The sequence below is a fragment of the Cohnella nanjingensis genome, from assembly GCF_014212125.1.
GTDB classification, from domain to species: domain Bacteria; phylum Bacillota; class Bacilli; order Paenibacillales; family Paenibacillaceae; genus Cohnella; species Cohnella nanjingensis.
In genome coordinates this window covers 106,508-130,628 of record NZ_JACJVP010000039.1, presented here as the reverse complement: position 1 = coordinate 130,628, position 24,121 = coordinate 106,508, and the positions used below count along the sequence as shown (strand labels likewise).

19 protein-coding genes are annotated in these 24,121 nt (G+C 60.7%); 3 read left to right on the top strand and 16 right to left on the bottom strand.

What is annotated here, in order from left to right; all coding sequences use genetic code 11:
• Positions 1-358: 358 nt before the first annotated feature.
• The 8 genes from H7C19_RS34940 to H7C19_RS22770 form a co-directional block, all read right to left on the bottom strand.
• Positions 359-4,291: a glycoside hydrolase family 31 protein gene (locus H7C19_RS34940; RefSeq protein ID WP_185671372.1), complete on the bottom strand. Its 3,933-nt coding sequence runs from the start codon at positions 4,289-4,291 to the stop codon at positions 359-361.
• Positions 4,288-4,497, bottom strand: a complete 210-nt coding sequence (locus H7C19_RS22800) for a hypothetical protein (protein WP_185671371.1) — start codon at positions 4,495-4,497, stop codon at positions 4,288-4,290. Before H7C19_RS22800 ends, H7C19_RS34940 begins: the two co-directional genes overlap by 4 nt.
• A 187-nt stretch (positions 4,498-4,684) precedes the next feature.
• On the bottom strand, positions 4,685-6,028 hold the full coding sequence (locus H7C19_RS22795; protein WP_185671370.1) for an ABC transporter substrate-binding protein: 1,344 nt from the start codon (positions 6,026-6,028) through the stop codon (positions 4,685-4,687).
• 124 nt (positions 6,029-6,152) lie between these two features.
• Positions 6,153-6,980: a carbohydrate ABC transporter permease gene (locus tag H7C19_RS22790; protein ID WP_185671369.1), complete on the bottom strand. Its 828-nt coding sequence runs from the start codon at positions 6,978-6,980 to the stop codon at positions 6,153-6,155.
• Complete coding sequence (locus H7C19_RS22785) at positions 6,970-7,869, bottom strand: carbohydrate ABC transporter permease (RefSeq protein WP_246469683.1); 900 nt, start codon at positions 7,867-7,869, stop codon at positions 6,970-6,972. The genes H7C19_RS22790 and H7C19_RS22785 overlap by 11 nt, the downstream gene beginning before the upstream one ends.
• A gap of 38 nt (positions 7,870-7,907) precedes the next feature.
• Positions 7,908-8,933 carry a LacI family DNA-binding transcriptional regulator gene (locus tag H7C19_RS22780; protein WP_185671368.1) on the bottom strand — a complete coding sequence of 342 codons (1,026 nt, stop codon included), beginning with the start codon at positions 8,931-8,933 and terminating at the stop codon, positions 7,908-7,910.
• Positions 8,934-9,558: 625 nt separating this feature from the next.
• Complete coding sequence (locus tag H7C19_RS22775; protein WP_185671367.1) at positions 9,559-10,266, bottom strand: TetR/AcrR family transcriptional regulator; 708 nt, start codon at positions 10,264-10,266, stop codon at positions 9,559-9,561.
• A gap of 51 nt (positions 10,267-10,317) precedes the next feature.
• Positions 10,318-11,523, bottom strand: coding sequence for an FAD-dependent oxidoreductase (locus H7C19_RS22770; RefSeq protein ID WP_185671366.1), 1,206 nt, complete (start codon positions 11,521-11,523; stop codon positions 10,318-10,320).
• 370 nt (positions 11,524-11,893) lie between these two features.
• Between H7C19_RS22770 and H7C19_RS22765 the strand changes: the two genes are divergently transcribed.
• Positions 11,894-13,495, top strand: a complete 1,602-nt coding sequence (locus tag H7C19_RS22765) for an MFS transporter (protein ID WP_221469415.1) — start codon at positions 11,894-11,896, stop codon at positions 13,493-13,495.
• A gap of 40 nt (positions 13,496-13,535) precedes the next feature.
• Here H7C19_RS22765 and H7C19_RS22760 read toward each other — a convergent pair whose 3' ends face one another.
• Complete coding sequence (locus H7C19_RS22760) at positions 13,536-14,387, bottom strand: helix-turn-helix domain-containing protein (RefSeq protein ID WP_185671364.1); 852 nt, start codon at positions 14,385-14,387, stop codon at positions 13,536-13,538.
• 148 nt (positions 14,388-14,535) lie between these two features.
• Between H7C19_RS22760 and H7C19_RS22755 the strand changes: the two genes are divergently transcribed.
• Positions 14,536-16,518: a glycoside hydrolase family 127 protein gene (locus H7C19_RS22755; RefSeq protein WP_185671363.1), complete on the top strand. Its 1,983-nt coding sequence runs from the start codon at positions 14,536-14,538 to the stop codon at positions 16,516-16,518.
• A 211-nt stretch (positions 16,519-16,729) separates the two neighbouring features.
• Here the strand turns inward: H7C19_RS22755 and H7C19_RS34410 are convergent, their stop codons facing one another.
• From H7C19_RS34410 to zwf, 4 genes are all read right to left on the bottom strand, one after another.
• Entirely contained in the window at positions 16,730-16,903 is a 174-nt protein-coding gene (locus tag H7C19_RS34410) for a hypothetical protein (protein ID WP_221469414.1), read from the bottom strand.
• 147 nt (positions 16,904-17,050) lie between these two features.
• Positions 17,051-17,716, bottom strand: coding sequence for a fructose-6-phosphate aldolase (gene fsa, locus H7C19_RS22750; RefSeq protein ID WP_185671362.1), 666 nt, complete (start codon positions 17,714-17,716; stop codon positions 17,051-17,053).
• A 35-nt stretch (positions 17,717-17,751) separates the two neighbouring features.
• Entirely contained in the window at positions 17,752-19,746 is a 1,995-nt protein-coding gene (tkt, locus tag H7C19_RS22745) for a transketolase (RefSeq protein ID WP_185671361.1), read from the bottom strand.
• Positions 19,724-21,256, bottom strand: a complete 1,533-nt coding sequence (gene zwf, locus H7C19_RS22740; RefSeq protein WP_185671360.1) for a glucose-6-phosphate dehydrogenase — start codon at positions 21,254-21,256, stop codon at positions 19,724-19,726. The genes tkt and zwf overlap by 23 nt, the downstream gene beginning before the upstream one ends.
• Positions 21,257-21,377: 121 nt before the next feature.
• Here zwf and H7C19_RS22735 point away from each other — a divergent pair, with 121 nt between their 5' ends.
• Complete coding sequence (locus H7C19_RS22735) at positions 21,378-22,256, top strand: LysR family transcriptional regulator (protein WP_185671359.1); 879 nt, start codon at positions 21,378-21,380, stop codon at positions 22,254-22,256.
• Positions 22,257-22,386: 130 nt separating this feature from the next.
• On the opposite strand, the gene H7C19_RS22730 is transcribed toward H7C19_RS22735, so the two are convergent.
• The 3 genes from H7C19_RS22730 to H7C19_RS22720 are packed head-to-tail and all read right to left on the bottom strand — an operon-like array spanning position 22,387 to position 24,048.
• Positions 22,387-23,208: an alpha/beta hydrolase gene (locus tag H7C19_RS22730; RefSeq protein WP_185671358.1), complete on the bottom strand. Its 822-nt coding sequence runs from the start codon at positions 23,206-23,208 to the stop codon at positions 22,387-22,389.
• Positions 23,209-23,230: 22 nt separating this feature from the next.
• Positions 23,231-23,623, bottom strand: a complete 393-nt coding sequence (locus tag H7C19_RS22725) for a DUF6220 domain-containing protein (protein WP_185671357.1) — start codon at positions 23,621-23,623, stop codon at positions 23,231-23,233.
• A gap of 17 nt (positions 23,624-23,640) precedes the next feature.
• A complete protein-coding gene (locus H7C19_RS22720) occupies positions 23,641-24,048 on the bottom strand; it encodes a MarR family transcriptional regulator (protein ID WP_221469417.1) in 408 nt (135 codons plus the stop codon).
• Between the last annotated feature and the right edge of the window lie 73 nt (positions 24,049-24,121).

Genomic DNA, 24,121 nt, shown 5'->3' with positions numbered 1-24,121 from the left:
CACCAACAGCCAGCACCACGGCGAGCACCACCGACAGGCGCCACCATCAAGCACCCCCAGCGAGCACCCCCGGCAAGCACCACCAGCAAGCACCACGGCGAGCACCACGGCGAGCACCACCGACAAGCACCACCATCAAGCACTACCGGACAGGTCCCAGCCCATGAAGTCCGGGCGACCTTTGCCCAACCGAAGACGAATATTCCCTACGATTATTAGGTGTGTAAGCCCTGAAAGCGATAATGGCCAAGACCCATTTTCATAAAAAAAAAGCACCTCTTCGCGCTTGGCCCGCATGCCGAGAAGGAGCGAGCATCCGCGCGAAGAAGCGCTCTAATATGTGCCGCAAGAATCTTGCTTACCCCAGCGTCCCCTCGGAGACGCGGACGGAGACCGTCCCCGCGGATCGGCGCGGCATCAGCCACGTCTCTCCGTTCCGGAGCAGATAGGCTCCCTCCTCCAAGGCTTCCGGCGATGCGACGGACCGGTAGGCGCCCGCTTCGTCGGCGATCGCGTCCGCTTCCCCGGCTCCGCGCAGCCATACGACCGGCTGCTCCGAACGGTCCGAACGGAGCGTGAGATCGATGCGCGCGTCCGTCTTGCGCGCCGACAAGCGGATAGCCGAGCCGAGGTCGTCCTCGAACGTATACGCCGTCTCCGAGGTCGCGTACAGGCAGAAGACGAGCCGATCATAACCGTCGACGCGATTGCCGACGGAGCCCCCGAGCGCCAGCGAGGCGTTCAGATTCATCGGGACGACCGCGTTCTCCCGGAGGTAGACCGGGATATCCGCCAGGTCTGCCCGGACCGTCGCCCGGCATCCGCCTTCGATCTCGCCGCCGTCCGCGAGGAGCGGCAGCCAGCGGCCTTCCGGGAAGTAGACTTCCTTGGAGAAATGTCCTTCCTCGATGACCGGAGCGACGAGCAGGCTCGCGCCGAACATGTACTGGCCGTAATGCGTCCGGCAGCTCGGATCCTGCGGGAACGCGGCGAACATCGGGCGCATCATCGGCACGCCTTCGCGGGCGGAGCAGATCGCCTCCGCGTAGATATACGGCAGCAGATTCATGCGCAGATCGGCGTACTTCTTGTACAGTCCGATCACCTCCGGGCGGCCGGTCCGCTCGGCGATGTTCCATGGGGTCCGATCCTGGTTGAACTCCCCCTTCGTCTCCGCATGATACTGCATGACCGGACAGAAGGCGGCCATCTGCGCCGAGCGGACGAACAGTTCGGCGGTCGGAATGTCGCCGTGGAAGCCCGACAGATCCCAGCCCCAGAACGGGATGCCCGACAGCCCGCTGCTCAGGCCCGCATGCAAGGAGGACCGGAAGGCGTCATAGGTCGACCGCTCGTCGCCGGCCCAATGCAGCGGATGGTTCTGCGCCCCGGCATAGCCTGCGCGGCTGAAGGTGATGCCGCCGCCCCTCGCCCGCGTCTCCTCTTGCACGAACGCGTAGTAGCTGCCGATGTAGCGGTTCGGGTACAGATTGCGCATCTCGGCGCCGGTGCTGCCGTCCGTGAACCTCAGATCCGGCCCGAAGACGCATTCCCCGCCGTCGGTCTTGAAGCCGTCGATCCCGATCTCGCCCGTCAGGTAACGCCGCTTGTCGAACCACCACCCGTTCGCTTCTTCGTTCGTGAAGTCGAGGACGAGACTGTCCTTGAACCAGTTGTACGGGATTCGATACGGCGAGCCGTCCGCTTCGCGCACCTGATAGCCGGCGGCCAGCATCGCGGCTTCGTCCGCGTCTTTCTGCACGTGCGCGACGCCGTACATATGCTTCACGATCGGGATCTGCCATAGGAGCACCTTTAGGCCGTCCGCGTGCAGCGACCGGACCATCTCCCGCGGATCCGGCCAGCGTCCCCAAGCCGGGAATTCGTAGTCTTCGTAGCGGAGCGCCGTCTTCCCGTCCGTCGGCTCGTACTTCGCGTCGTTGAAAATATAGAACGTCGCCTCGTCGCTCCATTGCTCGAGCACGAACACCGTGGCGGGAATCTCATGCCGCTTCGTCATCTCCGCCTGCTTCAGCGCTTCGGCCTGGCTGTCCCAGTTGTTGCTGGACATCCAGGGACCGAACGCCCACTTCGGCGGCAGCGCCGGCTTGCCCGTCACGTCCGTGTAGGTGCGGACCGCGTCCAGCGGCTCGCCCGGCATCAAGATCAGCTCGAGCGACGGGCTGGACGCCGTCACGTCGACCCGGATCTGCATCCGGTCGGCGAGCGTGTCGCCGAAGTCGAACGCCGAATACATCGGCGTGTTCGCGTAGAGGCCGTAGCCTCGGGAATGCAAGACGAACGGAACCGGGATGTACGTGCGCATCCCTTGGCTCCGGTATTCGTTGTAGACGTAATTGTCCACGGTGACGCCCCGGTATTCGAATCGGGCGTAGCGCTCTCCCATGCCGTACAGGCGATCGGCGTCATCGAGCCCGAAGTTGCAGCGAATGCCCCGGACGCCCGCGCCGTCGTACAGCAGCTCCGCCGCCGCTTGGCCGTGCTTGCCGTAGCTGCGAAGCAGCGCGTCGCCTCGCCAGGCTACCTCGTAATCCAGCGCACCCTCGCGGGATCGCGACAGGCGCAGCTCCCAGTCGCCGAACCGCGTGGCGGATTTCACGCCGCGATCCGACAACCCTTCGAGAGACGGCGTGCTGTTGTCCGACAGCCCGTCATACGATTGTACGCCGTTGTCAGACAACCCTTCGTGCTGCCGCGTGCTGCGCTGACCCGCTTCTACCGATAGGCGCAACGCCCGATCGTAAGCCGAGGCGTCGAACACGAGGTCGACGCCGTCCGTCGCGTCCGGGATGGGACGGAACGACAGCCGCACGCCTTGCGGCAGCCGTGCCCAGCCGGCCAGTTCGCCGAGCGGCAGCCACTGGCGCGGGCGGAACGCATACGTCCCGGACGCGCTCTCCTCTCCCTCGATCCCGAATCGGTATTCGACCCGCTCGCCCAAGGCGAACCGGCCGAGCGCCGCTTCCCAATACGACTCTCCCTCCGGCGAACGGCCTATGCGCATCGGAACGGTCTGCCACGCGCCGCCCTCCGCGCGATACTGCGCGTACGTTCGCTGCTCCGGGCGGAACGGCTGCGTCACCGCCCGGACGCGCACGAGCTCGTCCGCGAGCGGATGGCGGGGCTGCCGCTCGTTCACGTAGAACAAATAAGGATCCTCCGTCCCGGTCGGCTCGTGCAGGAAGCGGACGCCGCCGCCGGCTGCTCCGCCGCGCTGCTTGAAGGCCAGCGTCCCGCGGGCGATCGCATCCAGCAGCGACGCGAACGGGCTGGCCGGCGGCTGGCCGCGCTCCCGCCAATGCGCCGCGTACAGCGGCTCGCGCGCGGTCGCCTCGTCCACGGCGCCGAGCCGGCCGCCGCTCGCTTCCTGCTGCCGGTCGAGCCCGGCTAGCAAGCCCTTCGCCCGGGCGAGATCGCCCTTCTCGGCATAGTACCAAGCGAGCAGCGCGGTCAAGTCCGGCCGTTCGCAGCCGCCGTAGTACGTGTCGGATTCGCTCAGTCGGACGCCCTGGCTCGAAGCCAGCTCCCGCTCCAAGACATCCAACGCTTCGATCAGGATGCGATCCTCGATGCCGAGCAGCCCGAACGGGACCGCCGCCAGCACGATATCCCCGTCGATCCGCGACGACCCGAGACGGCTGACGATCTTCTCGTCCTTGATGAACTTCGCGAACACGAGCTCCCGGATCGCCTTCAGCCAGCGCTGGATCGCTTCGCCCTCGCCGGACGCATGCGGCTGGACGGCCAGGAGGCCGCCATAGGCGATCGCCAGGTTGGCGAACCAGACGGCTTCGTCCGTCGGACCGCCCGCCTCGGCGAGCCAGTGCGCCCGCGGCTTGGCGAAGCCGGCGCCGACTTCGGAGACGGCGGCCGCCAGCAGCCGCTCCGAGGCGGCAGGCCCTGCGTATCCGGCGCTGCGGCTGACGCCGTACGCCCACAGCCAATAAGCGGCGGCAGCGGACGGCTCTTCATCAACCTCAGCCTCTACCTTTGCCTTTGCCTCTTCCTCCGCCTCAAACTCCGTCCCCGACTCCATCCCCGCTCCTTCGTCGCCGTCCGTATCCGAACCGCCGAGGAGCGCGGCCGCAAGCGCCCGCTCCATCCGCGCCAGGATCGGCGCGGCTTGCTCAGCTTCGCCTGCTTGGGCCAGCGCGTAGGCGAGCCATGCGGATTCGGCCCAGCGGAGCCGGTCTCCGTTCAGGCCGGCTTCGCCATTCTCCGCGACGATCCACGCCGCGTAGGGGGACAAAACGCCTTCGCGTCCGTTCACGCCGCTTTCCCTCCTTCATGGCTTCGTCCCGCTATCCAAGGACGAAGCAGCGCTTGCTCGGCGTCTCCGAACGCTTCGATCGTTTCGCCAATACCTTGCTCTCTTCTATAAATGACGCAGATCGATTCGTTCGACCCGGAATGGTCATGGTTCATCGGCAGGGCAACTCGCCGCGTCCCTGCAAGCTCATCTCCGCGGTAAGGCATCTGTCTCTCTCCTTCGCATGGGCATTGCGGCGTTTATTCGCCGTTATATAATAAGAGGGATGGGATCGTTGTACGCGAATACAACGATCCCATCGCCCGGTGCCGCCGCGCCATCCCGTTCGCCTCTCCAAGCCACGGACGGCGGCGGCCGCTTTTTATGAGCTGGATAAACGATTCCGAAGACGCGTTATTTGCCGAGCAGCGCTTCGACTTTCTTCTGGGCATTGTCCAACGCGGCCTGCGCGGTCTCCCGTCCGAGCTTCGCTTTGTCCAGCTCTTCCCCTACGGCGCCTGTCAGCTCGCTCCACTTCTCCGGCTTCGGTCCGACCGGCGGCAGCACGAGCGAATCGAGCGCCTCGATCACGACCTTCTTCGACTCCGGCGGGGCGATCTTGAAGTACGCGTCCATGACGGATTCATCCGACACGGCCGGGACGCTCCAGCCCGCTTCGATCCGCTTGCCCACGGCGGCGGGATCGCTGCTCATGAACTTGATGAATTTCCAGGCGGCTTCCGCGTGCTTCGAATTTTTCGAGGCGACGAGTCCGTCCGCGAAGAAATGATGCGCCTTCGTCTTGTTCCCCGGCTCCAGCGCGATATCCCATTTGAACGGGAGATCCTTGAAGCTGCCGAAGTTCCAGATCCCGGCGCGCAGCATCGCGATCTGGCCGGACTTGAACGCGTTCAGGTCGGCGTCCGGCTGGTTGAACGTGTCGTCGTTCAGCGCCGGAGACACCTTGTACTTGCTCGCCTTGTCGATCATCCACTGAAGCGCTTCTACGTTGGCCGGGCTGTTTAGCGTCGGTTTGCCGTTCGCGTCCCATACGCCCCCGCCGTTCTGCGCGATCGTCTTGTAGAACTCGTAGAACTGAATCGGCGCGTACGTGCCCCATACGCCTTTCTTCGCTTCCGTCAGCTTCTGCGCGGCGTCGAGCTCTTCCTTCCACGTCCAGGAGGCGTCCGGGTAGCCGACTTGCTTGGCGTCGAACAGATCCTTGTTGTAGAACAGCACGACGTCGGAGAAGCTCTCGGTCACGCCCATCTGCTTGCCGTTATAATTGAAAGCATCGTAGGCGAGCTTCTTGAACACGTCCGGCTTGAACGACGTATCCGCCGCGATGGTAGGCGTCAGATCCAGCAGCAGGTCTTTGGAGGCGTACGTCAGGAAGTTCTCGTAGCCGACCTCGAAGACGTCCGGCGCGCTGTCGGTCGACACCAGCGTGTTCAGCTTCGTGAAGTAGTTCGCGTAGTCGACGATCTCGTAGTCCACCTTGACGTCCGGATTCGCGTCCTCGAACGCTTTGATCATCGCCTTCAGCGTCTCTTCCTGGCCGCCGTTCGCTGTATACTGCATCATCTTGATCGTGACCGGATCTTTCGCCGCCTTCGTCGCTTCCGGCGATGCCGCCTTCGAGGCGGACGACGTGTCCGATGGCGCAGCGCTGCCTGCGCTGCCGTCTTTGTTCGAGCCGCATGCGCTCAGGATAGCCATCGTCGTGAGCAATAGGATGGCCCCGCTTTTTCTCCACATCCGAAACCCTCTCCTTCCGAGATTGAATCTGCGATCTTGCTTCGTTACGGTAAGACCCTGCCCCTTGCCCCTTCGAACGGACTCTTCCGGCCGAACCACCTCCTAGCGGAATTTCCGAATCCGCTTACTTGATTCCGCTCATCGTCATGCCTTTAATGAAATACCGTTGGGCGAACAAGTAGACGACGAAGATCGGGACGAAGCTGATCACGTTGCCGGCCATCAGGATGTTCCACTGGGTCGCCCATCGCCCTTGCAGCTTGCTGAGCCCGAGCGGCATCGTCATCAGCTCTTTGCTGTTCGTCACGATCAGCGGCCAGAGGAAGCTGTTCCACGAGCTCATGAAGGCGAAGATCGTCAGCGCGGCGAGCGTCGGCTTGACGAGGGGGAGCACCACGCTGCGAAAAATCCGGAAGTAGGAGGCGCCGTCCATGAACGCGGCTTCGAGCAGGTCGTCCGGAATCGTCATGATCTGCTGTCGCATCAGGAAAGTCCCGTAGGCGCTGAAAATGCCTGGCAGGATCAGAGCCGCGTACGTATCGATCAGGTGCGTCTTCTGAAAAAGGATAAACAGCGGCGTCAGCGTTACCTGGGTCGGAATCATCATCGTCGTCAGGAACAGGAGGAAGATGCCTTGACGCCCTCTGAACGGAATCTTGGCGAAGACGTATGCCGCCATCGTGCAGACGAAGAGCTGCAGAATCGTGGTCGCCACGGCGACGCCGACGCTGTTCAGCAAGAAGCGGGAGAGCGGAAAGTACTTGGCGATCTCGGCGAAGTTGTCGAAGTTCCAATGGGACGGGAGCAGCTGCGGCGGCATCTTCACCACTTCCAGGTTATCCTTGAACGCGCCGGACAGCATCCAGACGAACGGGAACGCGAGGATGACGGACACCAGGATCAGCACGGCGTGCGACAAGCCGTTGCGCAGCCGAAGGCCTTTATCTCTCATAGACGACCCACCTCCGTTGCAGCCGTTGCAGCACCGTCGTGACCGCCAGGATGATCACGAACAGCACCCAGGATTGCGCGGCCGCGAAGCCCATCTTGTTGTATTGGAACGCATTCTTGTACACCTGCTCGACGACCGTGCTGGTGGCGCCCGCCGGGCCGCCGTTCGTCATGATCAGCACTTGGTCGAACAGCTGGAACGAGTTGATCAGCGAGATCGTGACGACGAAGAACAGGGAAGGCGACAGGAGCGGGATCGTGATGTTCCACAGCCTCCGCCAAGCCGAAGCGCCGTCGAGGGAAGCCGCTTCGTAGTAATCCTCCGAGATGTCCTGCAATCCGGCCAGCAGGATGATCGAGACGAAGCCGATATCCTTCCAGATCGTCACCGCGATCACCGAGACCATCGCCCAAGTCGGATCCTGCAGCCATACCGGACCTTGGATGCCGACCAGCGACAACAAATAATTGACCAGTCCGCTCTGTCCGTTCAGAATCCACCGCCACACGATCGAGACCGCGACCCAGGAGGTGATGACCGGCACGAACACGGCGGCGCGGTATGCTTTGACCCCGCGCATGTTCCGGTTCAGCAGCACGGCCAGCAGCGTGCCCAGGATCGCGACAAGCGGCATGTAGCCGATCAGGAAGACGAAGACGTTCCGGATCGACGTATACGACTTCTCGTCCTTGAAGACGTTGACGTAATTGTCCCAGCCGATGAAGTGAAGCTTCGTCCAGCTGCTCAGCAGATCCCAGTCCGTGAAGCTGATGACCACCGACGAGATCATCGGCACGAGCTGGAAAGCCAGCAGCCCGAGCACGGCGGGGAGCAGGAAGACCGCGGCCGCCGCCCGGCGGTTCCACTTCCGTTGTCCTACCATTGTCATGTTCCTTTCTCTGTGGGGTGGAAGGCCGGCAGGACCGGCTAGCGCAGCGAACGTACCGTCCCGCGAACGACGAGGGATAACGGGGTCAGGATCGGCGCAGGCGATGCCTCCGCCGTGCCGTCGATCGCCTCGAGCAGGCACTGCGCGGCCATCGATCCCCGCTCGGCGATGCGCTGGTTGACCGTCGTCAGCGGCGGGTTGCTCATCCGGGCGATAGAGAGATCGTCGAAGCCGATGACCGAGACGTCGCCCGGCACCGACCGGCCGGCCTCGTTCAATCCGCGCATGACGCCGAGCGCGACCATGTCGCTGGTGGCGAAGACGGCGGTGATATCCGGGAATTGCCGCGCGATGAGCCCGCCGGCCTCTTCGCCGTACTCGAACGTGACGGAGCTCTCGAACACGTGATCCGCGTTGTAGAACAAGCCCGCTTCCTTCAACGCCCTCTTGTAGCCGAGGAACCGCTTCTCGATGACGCCGTCCTTGCGGATCATCCCGGTGACCAGCGCGATGCCCGTATGTCCGTTCTCGATCAAGTGGCGGGTCGCCAGATAGCCGCCCTCTTCGTCGTCGATCCCGATCACGTTGAACGAACGGTCATGAATGTAGCTGTCGATCAGAACGATGGGCAGCTCAACCTTCTTCAACTCTTCGTAGAAGCTCTCTTGATAAATGCCCAGGATGATGGCGCCGTCCAGATTGCGCTGCATCGAGGTGTCGAGATAGCCGTCGCCTTTGTCCACCCCCGACAGGATCATATGATACCCCGCTTGCCGGAGCTTCGCCTCGATGCCGCAGACGAACTCGCTGTAGAACGGGTTCTGCAGCAGCAGCTGCGACTGATCCTCCGTCTGGGGAATGACGACGCCGATCAGCTTCGACTTGTTGTTCGCCAGGCTCCGCGCCGAGAAGTCCGGGATATAGTTCAATTCCTTGATCGCCTGCTGCACTTTCTTGATCGTGTCGGGAGACACCTTGCCCTCCCTGCCGTTCAGCACGTACGACACCGCCGCCGTCGATACGCCCGCCCGTTCCGATACATCCCGAATCGTTACGCGTTTCATTTTCATCACCTGTTCGGTTGGAATCGGCTAATTTGCCACTTAAACGCTTAACCTATGGATCGATTATATGCGATTAATAAAGCGATTACAATAGCATTTTTAACGAAAAATAGATGTTGAAATTGTTAACCGGTTAACTGACAACCGCTTTGCGGCGCAGAAAAAAAGCGGATCAGCTTCCCGCTGCCGCACCTTGCTTTCTTGCGCCTACTTCGCCTACTCCTCGCTCAACTGCTGCAGATATAGTGGGCTTTTGGCGGGGAAACGATTCAAGGGGCTGTATATAAAGGTCATAAACTGACCTAAGGACAGTCCCTTTAGCCTTACTGCGGCATATGTAAACTGCCTACATGGGCTGTCGGCGAGTTGGAGCGGCGAATGTGCGGAATTCATTTACCTACATTGGCAGTCGGCGAGCTGGAGCGGCGAATGTGCGGAATTCATTTACCTACATTGACAGTCGGCGAGTTGGAGCGGCGAATGTGCGGAATTCATTTACCTACATAGCGGTCGGCTGGCTGGAGCGGCGAATACCCGTATTTGGTCGTGACGCTCGCTAAAATGCACCAAGGGACTGTCCCCCAGGCCCCATCGGCCTTCTGAGACAGTCCCTTCGCACGTTCGTTCAAGCATTCACGTCCCGTCCGGGCGCCTTGTCGCCCGTCTGCAGAACCCCCCGCAAGATGGCCTCGAGCCCCCACCGGAACCGTTGAAGGTCGCCCGTCTCGTCTCCGGAGAACATCACGTCCTTGAGCGCGGCGATCATCGGATAACGGAGGGGATCGAGCGAACGGAAAGTCTCGGTGATCGTTTGCAGCGTGGTTCCCATCCGATCGCGGGAAGTTTGCTCGAAGGCCACGGAAGCCGTATAGAGAAGCAGCAGGTCGACTCCCCACGCCGCCGATATGGAACTTGCGCCCCCTTCGTCCAGCCGTGCGAGGATATATTCCATGAGCGCCAACGAGTGAGGCCCGATCGGAATCGTCGTGAGCGCGAGCTCGGCAAGTCCTGGAGATTCGTAGAGCACCGTGAGGTAGGCGTTCAGCGCATCGAACAGATTCGACTGCCAGGATCCGTCCGCAGCTGGCGGCAATACAAGCTTGCCGAGCCCATAGTCCAGCACATAGGTGCTGAGCTCCTCCAGATTTTTGACATAGACGTACAACGAAGAAGGACCCGTGTCCAAGGCTTTCGCGATCTTGCGCATGCTGAGTCCGGACGAGCCCTCGCGCTCCAATAGGTCGAAGGCGGTCTTCACGATGACCTCTTGGCTTAGCGGGTCCTTGGCAGGACGCGAACGGCGGCTGACGGGAGTTCGGGTTGGATTATTCATACTTTCCTTATAGCATGTCCAGATGAATTAGTAAATGCTCAGCCGGACGGATTACACAGAGCTGGACTGCTCCTGCTCCTGCTCCTGCTCCTGCCCCCGATATTGCTCCATCAGCTCTTTCAACCGGGCAGCGGCATCGCCGCCGAAGATCAGCTTCAGATTCGCGGCCGATATCTCGGCCGATTCGGACGAATAGGCATACATTTTCTCTTCGTAGGCGCGGACGCCATCGCCGATCTCGTCGTGCCGAACGAGGGACAGCGCCAGTTCGGCGGCGTCGCGCATCGCCAGGTTCACGCCTTCTCCGGCAAAAGGAGACATCAGGTGCGCGGCATCCCCAATCAGCGTGACGCCCGGTTCGGAGGACCACTTCAAGCCGACGGGCAGCATGTAGATGCGTCTTGGCAGCAGAACGTCTTCGGCATACCGGATATAATTCCGAAGGTCGTCGTCCCAATCGGCGAATCGATCCAGCAGCCGCCGTTTGGCTTCCTCCGGCCGATCGAACGGAATCCCGCACTTGTCCAGCCAATCCCGCTCGGATTCGAAGCTCAAGTATACCTTGATACGGCCGTCCCCGTTCAACTGGCCGAGAATGCCCTGATGATCTCCGAGCGCGAACATCTTGCCGCGGCCGTTCAGCTGCGCGAGATCCGGGTGCGCGGCGGCGACGCGATCCACGTTCAGCTCAATCATGCTGATACCGCTGTATTCGGCTTCCGCATCGGTGAGCAGCGGACGTATGCGGGAAAAGGCACCGTCCGCCCCGATGACCAGATCGACGACGTCGGTATGCCCGTTCTCAAAGCGCAGCTCGTGCCGGCCGTCTGCGAGCGGAACCGCTTGGGTAAGCTTGTGTCCGTAGCGCAGGCAATCCGGGTCGAGGGCATCCAGCAGCAGATCGCAGAGCGTGCCGCGGTCGATCTCCGGACGAGTCCCCGGCACGTCAGGATCGGCTACCTCGTCCATATAGAGCCGGCCGGTCTTATCGAATAAGCGGAAGTCTTCTCCTTCGTACCGCGCGACCGCCTGGAATTGCTCGTACAAGCCCGCCTCCTTCAGCGCCTGTTGTCCGGAATCTTCATGAATGTCCAATGAACCGCCCCGCTCCCGGTTCGTATCGGACGATTCGCGTTCATATACGATGGCCTGAATGCCGTGCCGCTGCAGAATCAAAGCCAGCGTAAGCCCGCCGGGGCCCGCCCCGATAATCGCGATCCGCTGTTGCCCCATGTTTTTTGCTGTTGCGTTTATCATGATCCGCACCTCGCATTATCAATTAGGATGATTGCATGACTTATTTATATCACAACGAACACTGTTCGTAAAGAACACTGTTCGTAATGCAAAAACCGCAATACCCGTTGATAAGGAATCCCGTTGCCAAGTCTCGGGACGAGCTGAAAATGGACTGCCAACAAACTGCCAAACAATCGTGGCGAGGGGCTTGAGGCTTACGCGACGTCATGGTTTACAGTGAGGATACCGGTAAAAAATGTCGCGCGATAAAGGAAGCCATCGGGACCAAACGGCCGGCTTCCGAATAATGAACTTAGGGAGGAAGGACCATCATGCACGAACGCTTCGCAAGACGCTCGACTTTTAAGCTTGAAGGGAAATCTTCCGGATGGCCCGAATGGAGGACGCCATGAACAGGGACACGATGCTGGCCGGCCTGCGAGAATGGATCGGACTTGCGGTGCTGGCCCTGCCCGCGCTACTCGTCTCCATCGACCTCTCCGTCATGATCCTGGCGCTGCCGCATATCGGCGCGGACCTCGGCGCCGACAGCGCGGAGCAGTTGTGGATGATCGACATCTACGGGTTCATGCTCTCCGGCTTCTTGATCACCATGGGTACGCTGGGAGACCGGATCGGCCGCCGCAAGCTGCTGTTGATCGGAGGGGCGGCTTTCGTCGCGGCTTCGATAGCGGCCGCATTTTCCCGCAGCCCCGAGATGCTGATCGCGGCGCGCGCCGTCCTCGGGATCGCGGGAGCGACGCTTTCGCCCTCTTCGCTGGCGTTGATCGGCAATATGTTCCGCGAGCCCAAGCAGCGTTCCCTCGCGATCGGCATCTGGCTCGTGTGTTCCATGGGCGGCATGGTGCTCGGACCGGTAGTCGGAGGCATCCTGTTGGCGCATTTCTGGTGGGGATCGATATTCCTGCTGGGCGTGCCGGTCATGTTGATGCTGTTAATCGCCGGGCCGCTGCTGCTGCCCGAGTTCCGTCATGCCGAATCCGGACGTCTGGACCCGGCCAGCGTCCTGTTATCATTGGGCGCGATCCTGCCCCTCATCTACGGCCTCAAACAGATCGCCAAGCAAGGTTTGGAGATCGCGCCCTTGCTGTGCATAGCGGCGGGCCTCGCCCTGGGCGCCCTATTCGTATCGCGGCAGCGCAGGCTGACAAGCCCTCTGCTAGACCTGCGCATGCTATCGATTCCCGGCTTTAGCGCCGCGCTGGGGGGCATGTTCGGGACGACGCTAACCGGCGCTACGATGCTCTTCGTCGCGCAGTACCTTCAATTCGTCCGAGGGATGTCTCCGTTGGAGTCGGGATTGTATATGATCCCCGGCGTGATAGGCTCGATGGTCGGGATGTTCTTCTCGCCGCTCATCGCGAGGCGGATCCGTCCGGCACGATTGATCGGGGCAGGACTCTTGGTCTCGGCGGCTGGCTGTCTGCTGCTGGCCCAGGCAGGGGTCGCTTCCGGACTCGCGATTCTCGTGATCGGGTATATTCTCTTCAACCTAGGCGCTGCGCCGCTGCCAAGCTTGTCCAACGTCCTGGTCATCGGCGCGGCCCCGCCCGAGAAAGCGGGATCCGCAGCCTCCATGCTGCAGACCAGCGGCGAATTCGCCTTCGCGCTGGGCATTGCGGTCTTGGGCAGCGTAGGAACGGTTATCTACCGCGGCCAAGTCGCGAACGCCATCCCTTCCGGCTTGCCGACCGCCGCGGCGCATGCTTCCCGCGATAGCTTGCCCGGTGCCATAGCCGTAGCGGAAGGCCTGCCCGACCAGCTCGGCACGGCATTGCTGAGCGGCGCCCGCGAAGCTTTTACCGTCGGGATGCATGCCGTTGCGGCAGTCTGCGGCGCGGTCATGCTGAGCATCATCTTCCTCGTCGCGACGCGGCTCCGGCACGTGCGCCCGATCGGAGAGACGCCGTCTGCTCCCGCCAATCCTGCGTCGGCAACGGGATCAAGCTTAGCGGAGGAGACCGGGTAAGGACTCGCAATCCCGCCTCGCCATCGGACCGGACTTTCCTTCAAGTGTTGTTCAGACGCGTATGCCCGAATGCTTGACGATAGGCGGTAGGCGTCACGCCGGCCAGCCTCTTGAACCATTTGGCGAACTGCTTGTCGTCGCCGAAGCCGACTCTGTCGGCGATCTCCTTGATGCCAAGGTTGCCGCCGGCCAGCATCTCCTTCGCCGCCTCCAGCTTGAGGCTGTGGATATAGTCCAGCAGACCGGATCCGAACCGGCGTTTGAACATCCGGGACAAATAATCCTTGTTGTAGCCCATGTGGCGGGCAATCCGCTCCACCGAGATCTGCCGCTCCAACGCATGAAGCCGGATCCAGGCGAGCAGCTCGTGAAGCTGCGAAGGAAGCGCGGGCCGTCCGCCCGATTCCTGCAGCTGATCGGCAAGCTCGATGAGCAGACAGGTCAGAAAGTAATCGCCGGCTTCGGGAATGCGATATCCCCCGTTCGCGGCGTGGAGCAGCTGACGGGCGAGAATATGCGCCCGGCTCGGATTCGGACAGCGCGCGTACCGGGGGATTCGCCCCGCCGGATCGCCCGTGGGCGGGTCCGGGATCAGAAAGTGGAACCAGTAGAACGATACGCCCGGCGACGACAATCGGTAGCCCCGATGCCGCTCCCCCGGCATCAGCAGGAGAATGTCGCCCGCTTGCACCTCGTACATCCGTCCGTCCGCTTCCAGAAAGACGACCCCGGCCACGCCGATGATGAGCTCATAGTCCGTGATCGTACGGTCCATATGCGACCACGTCTCGTCCGACAGAAAGTGGCCTCCCATTTGAAGACGATACGGCTGATGCAAATACAGGGGCAGCAAAGCGTCCTTCTCCTCCTTTATCCGCAAGATGGATAGCATGGTCAGTTTTTGACACCTATTATACATCATCTCCTACCGACAAGGAGGGTGATCTTATCCTATCATAGAGATGCGCGGCCGCTCGCCCGCCGGCGCGGAGATCTGTCTGCTCCGCCGCCGACTTCGTCCCGAATGGAGCGTGACCGGAATGTCTGACAACCAAACGGCGGCTTATCCCCGTCCCCTGGACCTCGGGTCTGTCTCGATCGAAGATCGATACTGGACCCCTTATCTCAACCTGGTTCGCCATACCGTTATCCCGTATCAATGGGAAGCGCTGAACGATCGGATTCCCGATGCGGAGCCAAGTCATGCCATTCGCAACTTTCGCATCGCGGCGGGAGCGGAACCCGGCGCGTTCGAGGGCTTTGTGTTCCAAGACACGGATTTGTACAAATGGCTCGAAGCGGTCGGCTTCTCGTTAAGCGCCGCGCCCGACGCCGATCTGGAACGCATCGCCGACGAAGCGATCGCGCTCATCGCTTCCGCCCAACAGCCGGACGGCTATCTCAACACCTACTTCACCGTTGCCGAACCGGGCAGGCGCTGGACGAATCTGACGGACTGCCACGAGCTGTATACGGCGGGCCATCTGATCGAAGCCGCCGTCGCCTACTACGACGGGACCGGCAAAAAGAATCTGCTGGACGTCGCTTGCCGGCTGGCCGATCATATCGATTCCGTCTTCGGCGACGGGCCCGACCGGATCCGGGGCTATGACGGCCACCAAGAGATCGAGCTGGCGCTAGTCAAGCTGTATGAAGCTACCGGCGAACACAAGTATTTGAAGCTGGCCGCTTTCTTCATCGACGAGCGCGGCCGGGAGCCTCATTTCTTCCATCAGGAATGGGAGGCGCGCGGCCGGACCACGCATTGGACGCCGGGCGTCGTTCAGACCAGACCTCCCGCGCTGGATTACCTCCAGGCCCACAAGCCGGTGCGCGAGCAGGAGGTCGCGACGGGTCACGCCGTGCGGGCAGTTTATATGTATACGGCCATGGCCGACCTGGCCCTGCACAAGGGGGACGCTTCGTTATTGGCCGCGTGCAAGCGACTGTGGCGCAACGTCGCGGACAAGCAATTGTACATCAACGGCAGCATCGGATCGACGCATCACGGCGAGGCGTTCACCTTCGATTACGACTTGCCGAACGACACGAATTATTCGGAGACCTGCGCTTCGATCGGCCTGATCTTTTTCGCCCGGCGCATGCTGCAAGCCGAGCCCAAGGGAGAGTACGGAGATATCCTGGAGCGGGCGCTGTACAATACGGTCACGGCGGGCATGGCTGCCGACGGCAAGCACTACTTCTACGTGAATCCGATGGAGGTGTGGCCGGCGGCCAGCGCCGGCAATCCCGGCAAGCATCATGTGAAGGCCGTGCGCCAGAAATGGTACGGCTGCGCCTGCTGTCCGCCGAACGTCGCGCGGCTCCTCTCCTCGCTCGGTCAATACGTGTTCGCAGCGGACGAGCAAACCCTTTATACGCACTTGTTCGTCAGCGGCGAAGCCAAGCTGACCCTGGCCGGCAGGCAGGTCGCGCTGCGAACGGCAAGCGATCTCCCTTGGGAAGGCGCCGTCTCCCTCACCCTGACCGAAGCGTCGGGCAGCGGCGCATTCGCGCTGGCGGTGCGAGTTCCGTCCTGGTCCAAGCGGACCTCCTTTGCGTTGAACGGCGTGCCGTTAGCGCCCGAGATCCGGGACGGCTACGCCTACGTGAGCCGGGACTGGCGCGCGGGCGATGTGCTGACGTTGGCGCTGGACATGCAGCCGCGGCGGATCTATGCGCACCCCAACGTGCGGGCGAATGCCGGCCGTGTCGCCCTACAGCGCGGTCCGCTCGTCTATTGTCTCGAGGAGACGGATAACGGCGCCCCGCTGGTTTCGCTTGCGCTGCGCGCCGAAGCGGAGCTGCGTCCGGTCGCAGGCGAAGGCCGGCTGGCCGGCGTCGTCCTGCTGGAGACGGAAGGCGTGCGGCTCGCTTACTCGGAGGCGCCATCCGAAGCAGCAGCCCTCTACCGCACCGAGCCGCCCGAACCGGCGCCCCAACGGCTCCTTGCCGTACCCTATTCGCTCTGGGGCAATCGGGAGCCCGGCGAGATGCTCGTCTGGATTCGCGAGCAGTCCTAACGTTAAAGCCGAAGCGACCATCGCCATTCGATGGTCGCTTCTATTCGGAACAACAATCGGTTGATCAATTGAATGTCATTTGCTCATCGTCCATCTCGTCCATTTCTTTCTCGACGGCTTGCTTGAAGCATGATCCCGTTCGATTTACTTTTCTGCGGTCGCTTGACTTTGCCGAACGGATCTTTCCCGCTTCGACTTCGCTCGATTGGCATTAGCGGTTCGAGTACAGACGCAAAACGATCGCCGGCAGCAGACAACCGAGAGCAATGATATCCATGACAATGACTTTTCCGATCTCCTTGTTGAAATCACCGATGGCATAAGCAAGTATAATAAACGACGCTGCACTGACTATACCTCCGATGAAAGCAAGCGGTTTATACAAAGAGGGCTCCGCTATCAACCGGTCGGATCCATTTCATTCGATTTTGAAACCGGCAAGAAAGACGAAAACCGCCTGTTCCCGTAGGAAGCAGGCGGTTTGGGTTGGTGTCCGCGACGCATAGCTGCCGAAGCATCCGGAAGTACCCTTTTAGGATACGGTCTTTTTCCAATCGGCGGCGAACTTTTCCAGCCCCTGCTCCGTGAGCGGATGCTTGGCGAGCTGCTCGATGACGGCGAACGGAACGGTGGCGATATGCGCGCCGGCCATCGCGACGCGGGTCACATGATCCGGATGGCGGACCGAAGCGGCGATGATCTGCGTCTCCAGGCTGTGCACGCGGAACAGCTCCGCGATCTTCGCCACCAGCAGGACGCCGTCCTCCGAGATATCGTCCAGGCGGCCGAGGAACGGGGATACGTAGGTTGCGCCGGCTCGGGCGGCGAGGAGCGCTTGGTTGACCGTGAAGACGAGGGTGACGTTCGTCTTGACGCCTTTCTTGGTCAGATAGCGGCATGCCTCCAAGCCAGCGAGCGTCATGGGAAGCTTGATCGTTATCTTTTTGTCGTTGTTGTTGATCTTGATCAGCTCATCGGCCTGCGCGATCATCTCCTGCGCCGTGACCGCGTCGGGCGTCACTTCGGCGGATACCGACTCGACGTCGGGCACTTCCTTCAGGATCTCTTCGATGCGGTCCTCGAATTTGACGCCTTCTTTGGCTACGAGGGAAGGATTCGTCGTCACGCCGGACAGGACGCCGACTTGGTACGCTTTTTGGATGTCGGCCAGGTTGGCGGTATCGATAAAGAATTTCATGTTCATAACCTCCTATAGGTAGGGTCGATTGTGGGTTACTTCAACAATTCCTTGGCGATGCGGACGACATTGGCGGCAGTGAAGCCGAAGTGCTCCATAACCGCGCCGCCCGCGCCCGAGGCGCCGAACGTATCGATGGACAGCACCTTGCCGCCCGGCCCGACATAGCGTTCCCAGCCGAGGGAGATGCCGGCTTCGATGGCGACCCGCTTCGCGGCGGCATCGGGCAGCACGCTTTGCTTGTAAGCTTCGGGCTGGCGATCGAACAGCTCCCGGCTCGGCATCGCTACGATGCGCACGGAGACGTCATCCTTCTCCAGCTCTGCCTTCGCGCTCACGGCCAGAGACACCTCCGAGCCCGTTGCGATCAGGATGACGTCCGGCTGCGCATCGGTCTCCGTTAGCACATAGGCGCCCTTGGCTACCTGCTTGCGGTTCGCGCGCGTCTCCTCGTAGACCGGCAGGTTCTGCCGGCTCAGGATGAGCGCGACCGGCCCCTCCTTTTGCGAGAGCGCATAAGCCCAGGCGCTCGCGGTCTCGTTGGCGTCGGACGGCCGGATGACCGTCAGCCCCGGGATCGTGCGCAGCGCGGCCAGATGCTCGACGGGCTCATGCGTCGGCCCGTCTTCCCCGACGGCGATCGAATCGTGCGTGAAGACATAGATGACGGGCAGCTTCTGGAGCGCGGCCAACCGGATGGACGGACGCAGATAGTCGCTGAACACGAAGAAGGTGCTGACGAACGCGTGAACGCCGCCATGCAGCGCCATGCCGTTGCCCGCCGCGCCCATCGCATGCTCGCGGACGCCGAAGTAGACGTTGCGGCCGGCATAGGACTCGACGGCGAATACGGGCTCTCCCTTCATATCCGTCATCGTCGAGTGCGACAGATCCGCGCTGCCTCCGAAGAGCGAGGGAACGCGCTTCAAGTAATGGTTGATCGCCTCGCCGCTCGCGACGCGGGTCGAGATCGACTTGGCCGCGTCGAACGTCAGGATGTCGGCCGCATCGATCGACACGTCGCCTGCGATGGCGCGGGCGAGCTCCTCTCCGAGCGCCGGATGCCGATCGGCATAGGACGCGAGCAGCCCGTTCCATGCCTCTTCAGCCGCGGCACCTTGCCGGGCCAGCTGTTCGAAGTGCGCGCGAACTTCATCCGGTACGGTAAAGTCTTCCTCGTATTCCCACCCGTATACCTGCTTGGTCGCCTTCGCTTCCTCCAGGCCGAGCGGATTGCCGTGCACCTTGTTCGTGCCGGCCGCCTTGCTGCCGTAGCCGATGATCGTGCGGATCTCGATGAGCGTCGGCTGCTCCGCGTTCTGCTTGGCGGCCGCGATCGCCGCCGAGATGGCCGCCAGGTCGTTGCCGTCTTCGACGCGCAGATAGTGCCAGTTCGCGGATTCCGCGCGCAGGCGCACCTGCTCGCCGAAGCTAAGGTTAAGCGCCCCGTCCAGCGAGATGTCATTCGAATCGTACAGCACGATGAGCTTGCCCAGCTTCATGTGGCCCGCCATCGACATGGCCTCGTAGGAGATGCCTTCCATCAGGCATCCGTCTCCGACGAGCGCATACGTATGATGATCGACGACCGGATAGTTCTCGCGGTTGAACTTCGCGGCGAGATGCGCTTCGGCCATCGCCATCCCTACCGCATTGGCGATCCCTTGACCGAGCGGACCCGTGGTGGCGTCCACCCCGTCCGTGTGCCCGTATTCGGGATGCCCGGGCGTGCGGCTGTTCAGCTTGCGGAACTGCTTCAGGTCCTCGATCTTCACGTCGTAGCCGAACAGATGAAGCAGGCTGTACAGCAACGCGGACCCGTGACCTGCGGACAGGACGAACCGGTCGCGATTGAACCACTTGGCATGCGCGGAATTGTGCTTCAGATGGCCGGCCCATAGGGCGTAAGCCATGGGAGCCGCCCCCATCGGGAGCCCGGGATGACCGGAATTGGCGGCGTTGATAGCGTCGATCGACAGCGTGCGGATCGTATCGATCGCGCGCTGCTCAAGGGTGTGCGTGGCGGGCATAGTGATCTCCTTCCGTTGACTCTGATTGGGATGATGGCGGCTCGTCGTCGTCGAACCACCAGCGATAGCCGTCCTCCGCGAGCAGCGCGTCGGATTCGGCAGGTCCATACGTGCCGGCCGCGTAGCTTCGGAGCGGGACCCGATCGTTCGCGAATGCGTCCAGCACCGGCTGGACCCACTGCCAGGACAGCTCGACCTCGTCCCAGTGCGCGAAGAACGCGGCATCTCCCCGGAGCGCGTCGCCGATCAGATTCTCATAGGCTTCCGGCGAAGTAGGCGGCGTCAGATGAAGATCGATCCGGATCGGCTTGAACGTCTCGGGCGTGCCCGGTTCCTTCGTATTGAGCCGCAGGGAGATGCTCTCTTCGGGCCCGATCTCGATGACGAGCAGATTCGGCAGCGCGCCGTACTCGTCCTCGGGCCGCGCTTGCTTCAGCGGCTCCCTGAACTCGACCACGATGCGCGTAGACTTCTTCTTCATGCGCTTGCCCGTTCGGATATAGAACGGAATGCCGCGCCAGTCGCCGTTGTCGATGCGCAGTCTAGCCGCGACGAACGTCTCGTTCGCGGACGCCGGCGGAATGCCCGGCTCGGACGCATAGCCGACGACCGGCTGTCCGCCGACGCTGCCTTCCGCGTACTGGGCGCGGACCAGGTGGACGCCTACATTTTCTTGGTGTACGGGCTCGAGCGCCTCCATGACCTGCTTTTTCTGGAAACGGACCTTCTCGGAGCTGCTGTCGTAGGGCAGACGGATCGCCGTCATCATCAGCAGCTGCAGCAGATGGTTCTGGAACATGTCTCGGAGGGCGCCTACATGGTCGTAGTATCCCGCCCGCTCCTCGACCCCGACCGTCTCGCTCGCCGTGATCTGCACATTGGCGATGTAGCGGTTGGTCCACAGCGCCTGGATGATCGGATTGGCCTGCTGCAGCGATTCGAGACGCTGCACGACCGGCTTGCCGAGGTAGTGGTCGATCCGGAAGATCTCCTCCTCCGCGAACGACTCCGCGAGCCTGCGATTCAGCGCGCGGGCCGAATGCAGATCGCGGCCGAACGGCTTCTCGATGACGAGACGCTTCCACCCGTCCGCCGCGCCCAAGCCGCTGCTGCGGATGCGGTCTGCGATCGTCTCGAAGTATTCGGGTCCGACGGACAGATAGTACAGCCGGTTCTGCGGCAGCGCCAGCGTCCGCTCGCGCGCTTCCACCAGCGCGAGCAGGCTGCGATAGTCCTCCTCGCGGCCGATGTCGAGCACGCGGTAAGCGAAGAACTGCAAGAATCGATTCAACTGCTCGGCGTCGTCGGGCTTCCGCCTCGAAAATTGATACAGCGAGCGTTCGACGGCGGCTTGGTAGACATCGGCCGTCCACTCCCTTCGACCGAGGCCGACGACGGAGAAGTTCCGCGGCAGCATGCCGCGAACGAACAGGTTGTATAGGGCGGGGTAGATTTTGCGTTTGGCCAAGTCGCCGGTCGCGCCGAACAAGATAAAGGTGCACGGCTCCATGAACTTCACCTTCCCTTCGAGCGTAGGAGCCGCTCTGGTTTGTTTTGCGTAATTCCACTATAATACGAATGACAGCCATACAAGTAATTAATATATTTCACAGGAGATATAGACTGTATCTATGGCGATTAATTACGAATGGTACAAGGTGTTCTACTGGGCGGCGAAGACCGGGAGCTTGTCGCAAGCGGCCAAAGCGCTGTATCTCACGCAGCCGAGCGTGAGCCATGCCATCAAGCAGCTCGAAGAAGGCTTCGGCGTCGCCCTGTTCTACCGAACCTCCAAAGGCGTCGAGCTGACGCAAGAGGGCGCCGTCTTATACGAATACATCGAGCAGTCGCAGATCCTCCTTTCGCTCGCGGAGGAGAAGATGGCGGCGCTCAAAAATCTCGACAGCGGCGAGCTGCGGATCGGCGGCAGCGACTCGCTGTTCAAGCATTACGTGCTGCCGTACCTGGAGCAGTTCCACGAGCGTCATCCGGGCGTCAAGCTTCACCTGAACCACGGCACGACGCCGGAGGTGATCACCTTCCTCAAAGAAGGCCGGATCGACCTGGGCGTCGTGCGCATGCCGATCGTCGATCAGCAGCTTCAGGTGACGGAGAGCTTTCAGCTCCAGGACTGCTTCGTGGCGGGAGCCCGTTATGCGGAGCTGAAAGGCGGGGTCATGTCGCTGGACAAGCTGCTGCAGTATCCGATCATCCTGTTCTCCCGCAATAGCCGGGCGCGCATGACGATCACCGAACTGTTCCAAGGCTACGGCTACTCCATCAAGCCGGAGATCGAGGTCGGGAGCGTGGATCTGCTGATCGAGTTCGCGCGGAGAGGACTCGGCATCTCCTATGTGACCCGGGAGTTCGTATCCAAGGAGCTGGAGGAGGGCTCCCTCTTCGAGGTGCGGCTCGACGTCTCGCTCCCCCCTTCCCGCGTAGGGATCTTGACGATGCGCAATATGCCGCTGTCCAGCGCGGCTCGCGCGTTTATTCAGCTGGTTCGATAATCCCCGCAACGACGACAGCCTCCCTCTCCGCCTGGCGGAGAGGGAGGCTGTATGCCGAGGATCTTTCGATTCCGCACATTCCCGTTACACGACGGATTCAGCGAATCCACTCGCGAATGGAGATGAAAGATTAACGCGACATCCGATGAAGGGCATCCCGCAAGACGGCCGCCCATTCCTGCGGCATATCAAAAAAGGAAAGGTGATGACCTGGAAAAGTGACCATTTCGCAACCCAGCTTCGCGGCCAAGATGGGCGCTGTTCGTCCATAGTATTTCCGCTTATCCAGCGTCATCTTGCCTGCTGCCGCAATCATTTTCACTCCGCTTTGCTTAATCCTCTCGATATCGGGCATATAATTCACGCTGGGAAGCATTTCGTGCCTGATCAAGAAGCGCTCATTATTCGCTTCCGTGACACGTTTTTGAAAATCTTTTGGAACGCTCTTAAAAGCGCTGAACGGGATGGAAAGGGACAAATTGAACCTGAAGCTGGCCATTTGAACGCCGAATCGAAATGACGTCCGATAAATACCCGCAAAAAATCGCTGCCATTTTTCAGCATCCGGAAGCACCCTTACTACAGGCGGTTCGTGAATAACCATCGCTTTGACTGCTTGAGGATGTCTTGCCGCCATCTCCAGCGCGAAAATGGCGCCTCCGCTATTCCCAAATACATAGGCTGACGGATGACCGACTGCTTGTAATACTGCAACTGCATCTCTGGCCTGTTGGCTCACTTCAAAATTTTGCGGGTCGCTTCTGGTGCTGCGTGAATTGCCGCGGCGGTCGTACGTGATCACCTGGTATTCTTCTGCAAGAATATCGGCCACATATGAATAAAATCCGGCATCTCCATTTCCGCCTGAAATCATTAAGAGCGGATCTCCTTCTCCCCGAACTTCGTAATAGAGTTCATCCCCTTCGGTTTTTACGCGTCCCGATTGTACCATGCGGGTTCCCTCCTGCTTCTATCTATTTTCTCTTCAAAAACGGATAAGAACCCCTCGCCAACGCAAGAGCTCCCCAAAACAAGGCAAGTGCCAGAACGGGATGAAGCGCGCCTACAAAGCCATGCGCCGTATAATATTGAATATTGAAAAGGACAAATAAACCGAGGCTCCCCCAAATCAACTTCCGGGAAAGCTTCCCGATCCAGCCGAGGATAAACAGGATAATCGAAATATACTCAAACCAATGAACAAACGTCCGATGCCATTTCCAAGCTTCCGAGTTATCGAACAATGCCATTCCGGCTAGGAATACTTGTACGATGATGCAAATCAGTAACACCCAAGAGAGAATGAAAAACGCCAACCTGCCGTTTCTCACCCGGGAAGGTTCCGTTTTATTCGCTTCAGCCGTCATTTTTTAAGCTCCTTTTCTCAGATGTAATTGTCCATGCCCAAATTTTTTAGTTCTTTGGCGATCTGGCCGTAAATTTTGTTTAACATCCCAATAAGCTGATTCTTTTCCTCTTCGCTTAACGGACTGAAAAAGTCGCCGTCTTTTTCGATTCTAGTCTGATGCATTTTTTCGTGTTCCCCATAGATCTCTCTGCCAACCTCGGTAAGCTTGAAGTAGATTTCCTTCTTATTGTCAGGCTTTTGGTATCGTTCAATAGCTCCCGTCTCGATTAATCCTTTAGTGACTTTACTGATCGCGCCTCTGGTTACTTGAAAAGCTTTGGCCAATTTGGATACGTTGGCATCTTGCATCTTCTCGATCAAATCGATGCAGTGAACTTCCAAAAACGTGTTCTCTCTCATAAACTTATATTGTTTCTGTTCCATCGATTTGATCAAGTTATGTCTTTCCGAGACGCGATTAAATATTCGGCTTAAATCCTCATCCTTGGTCATCAGA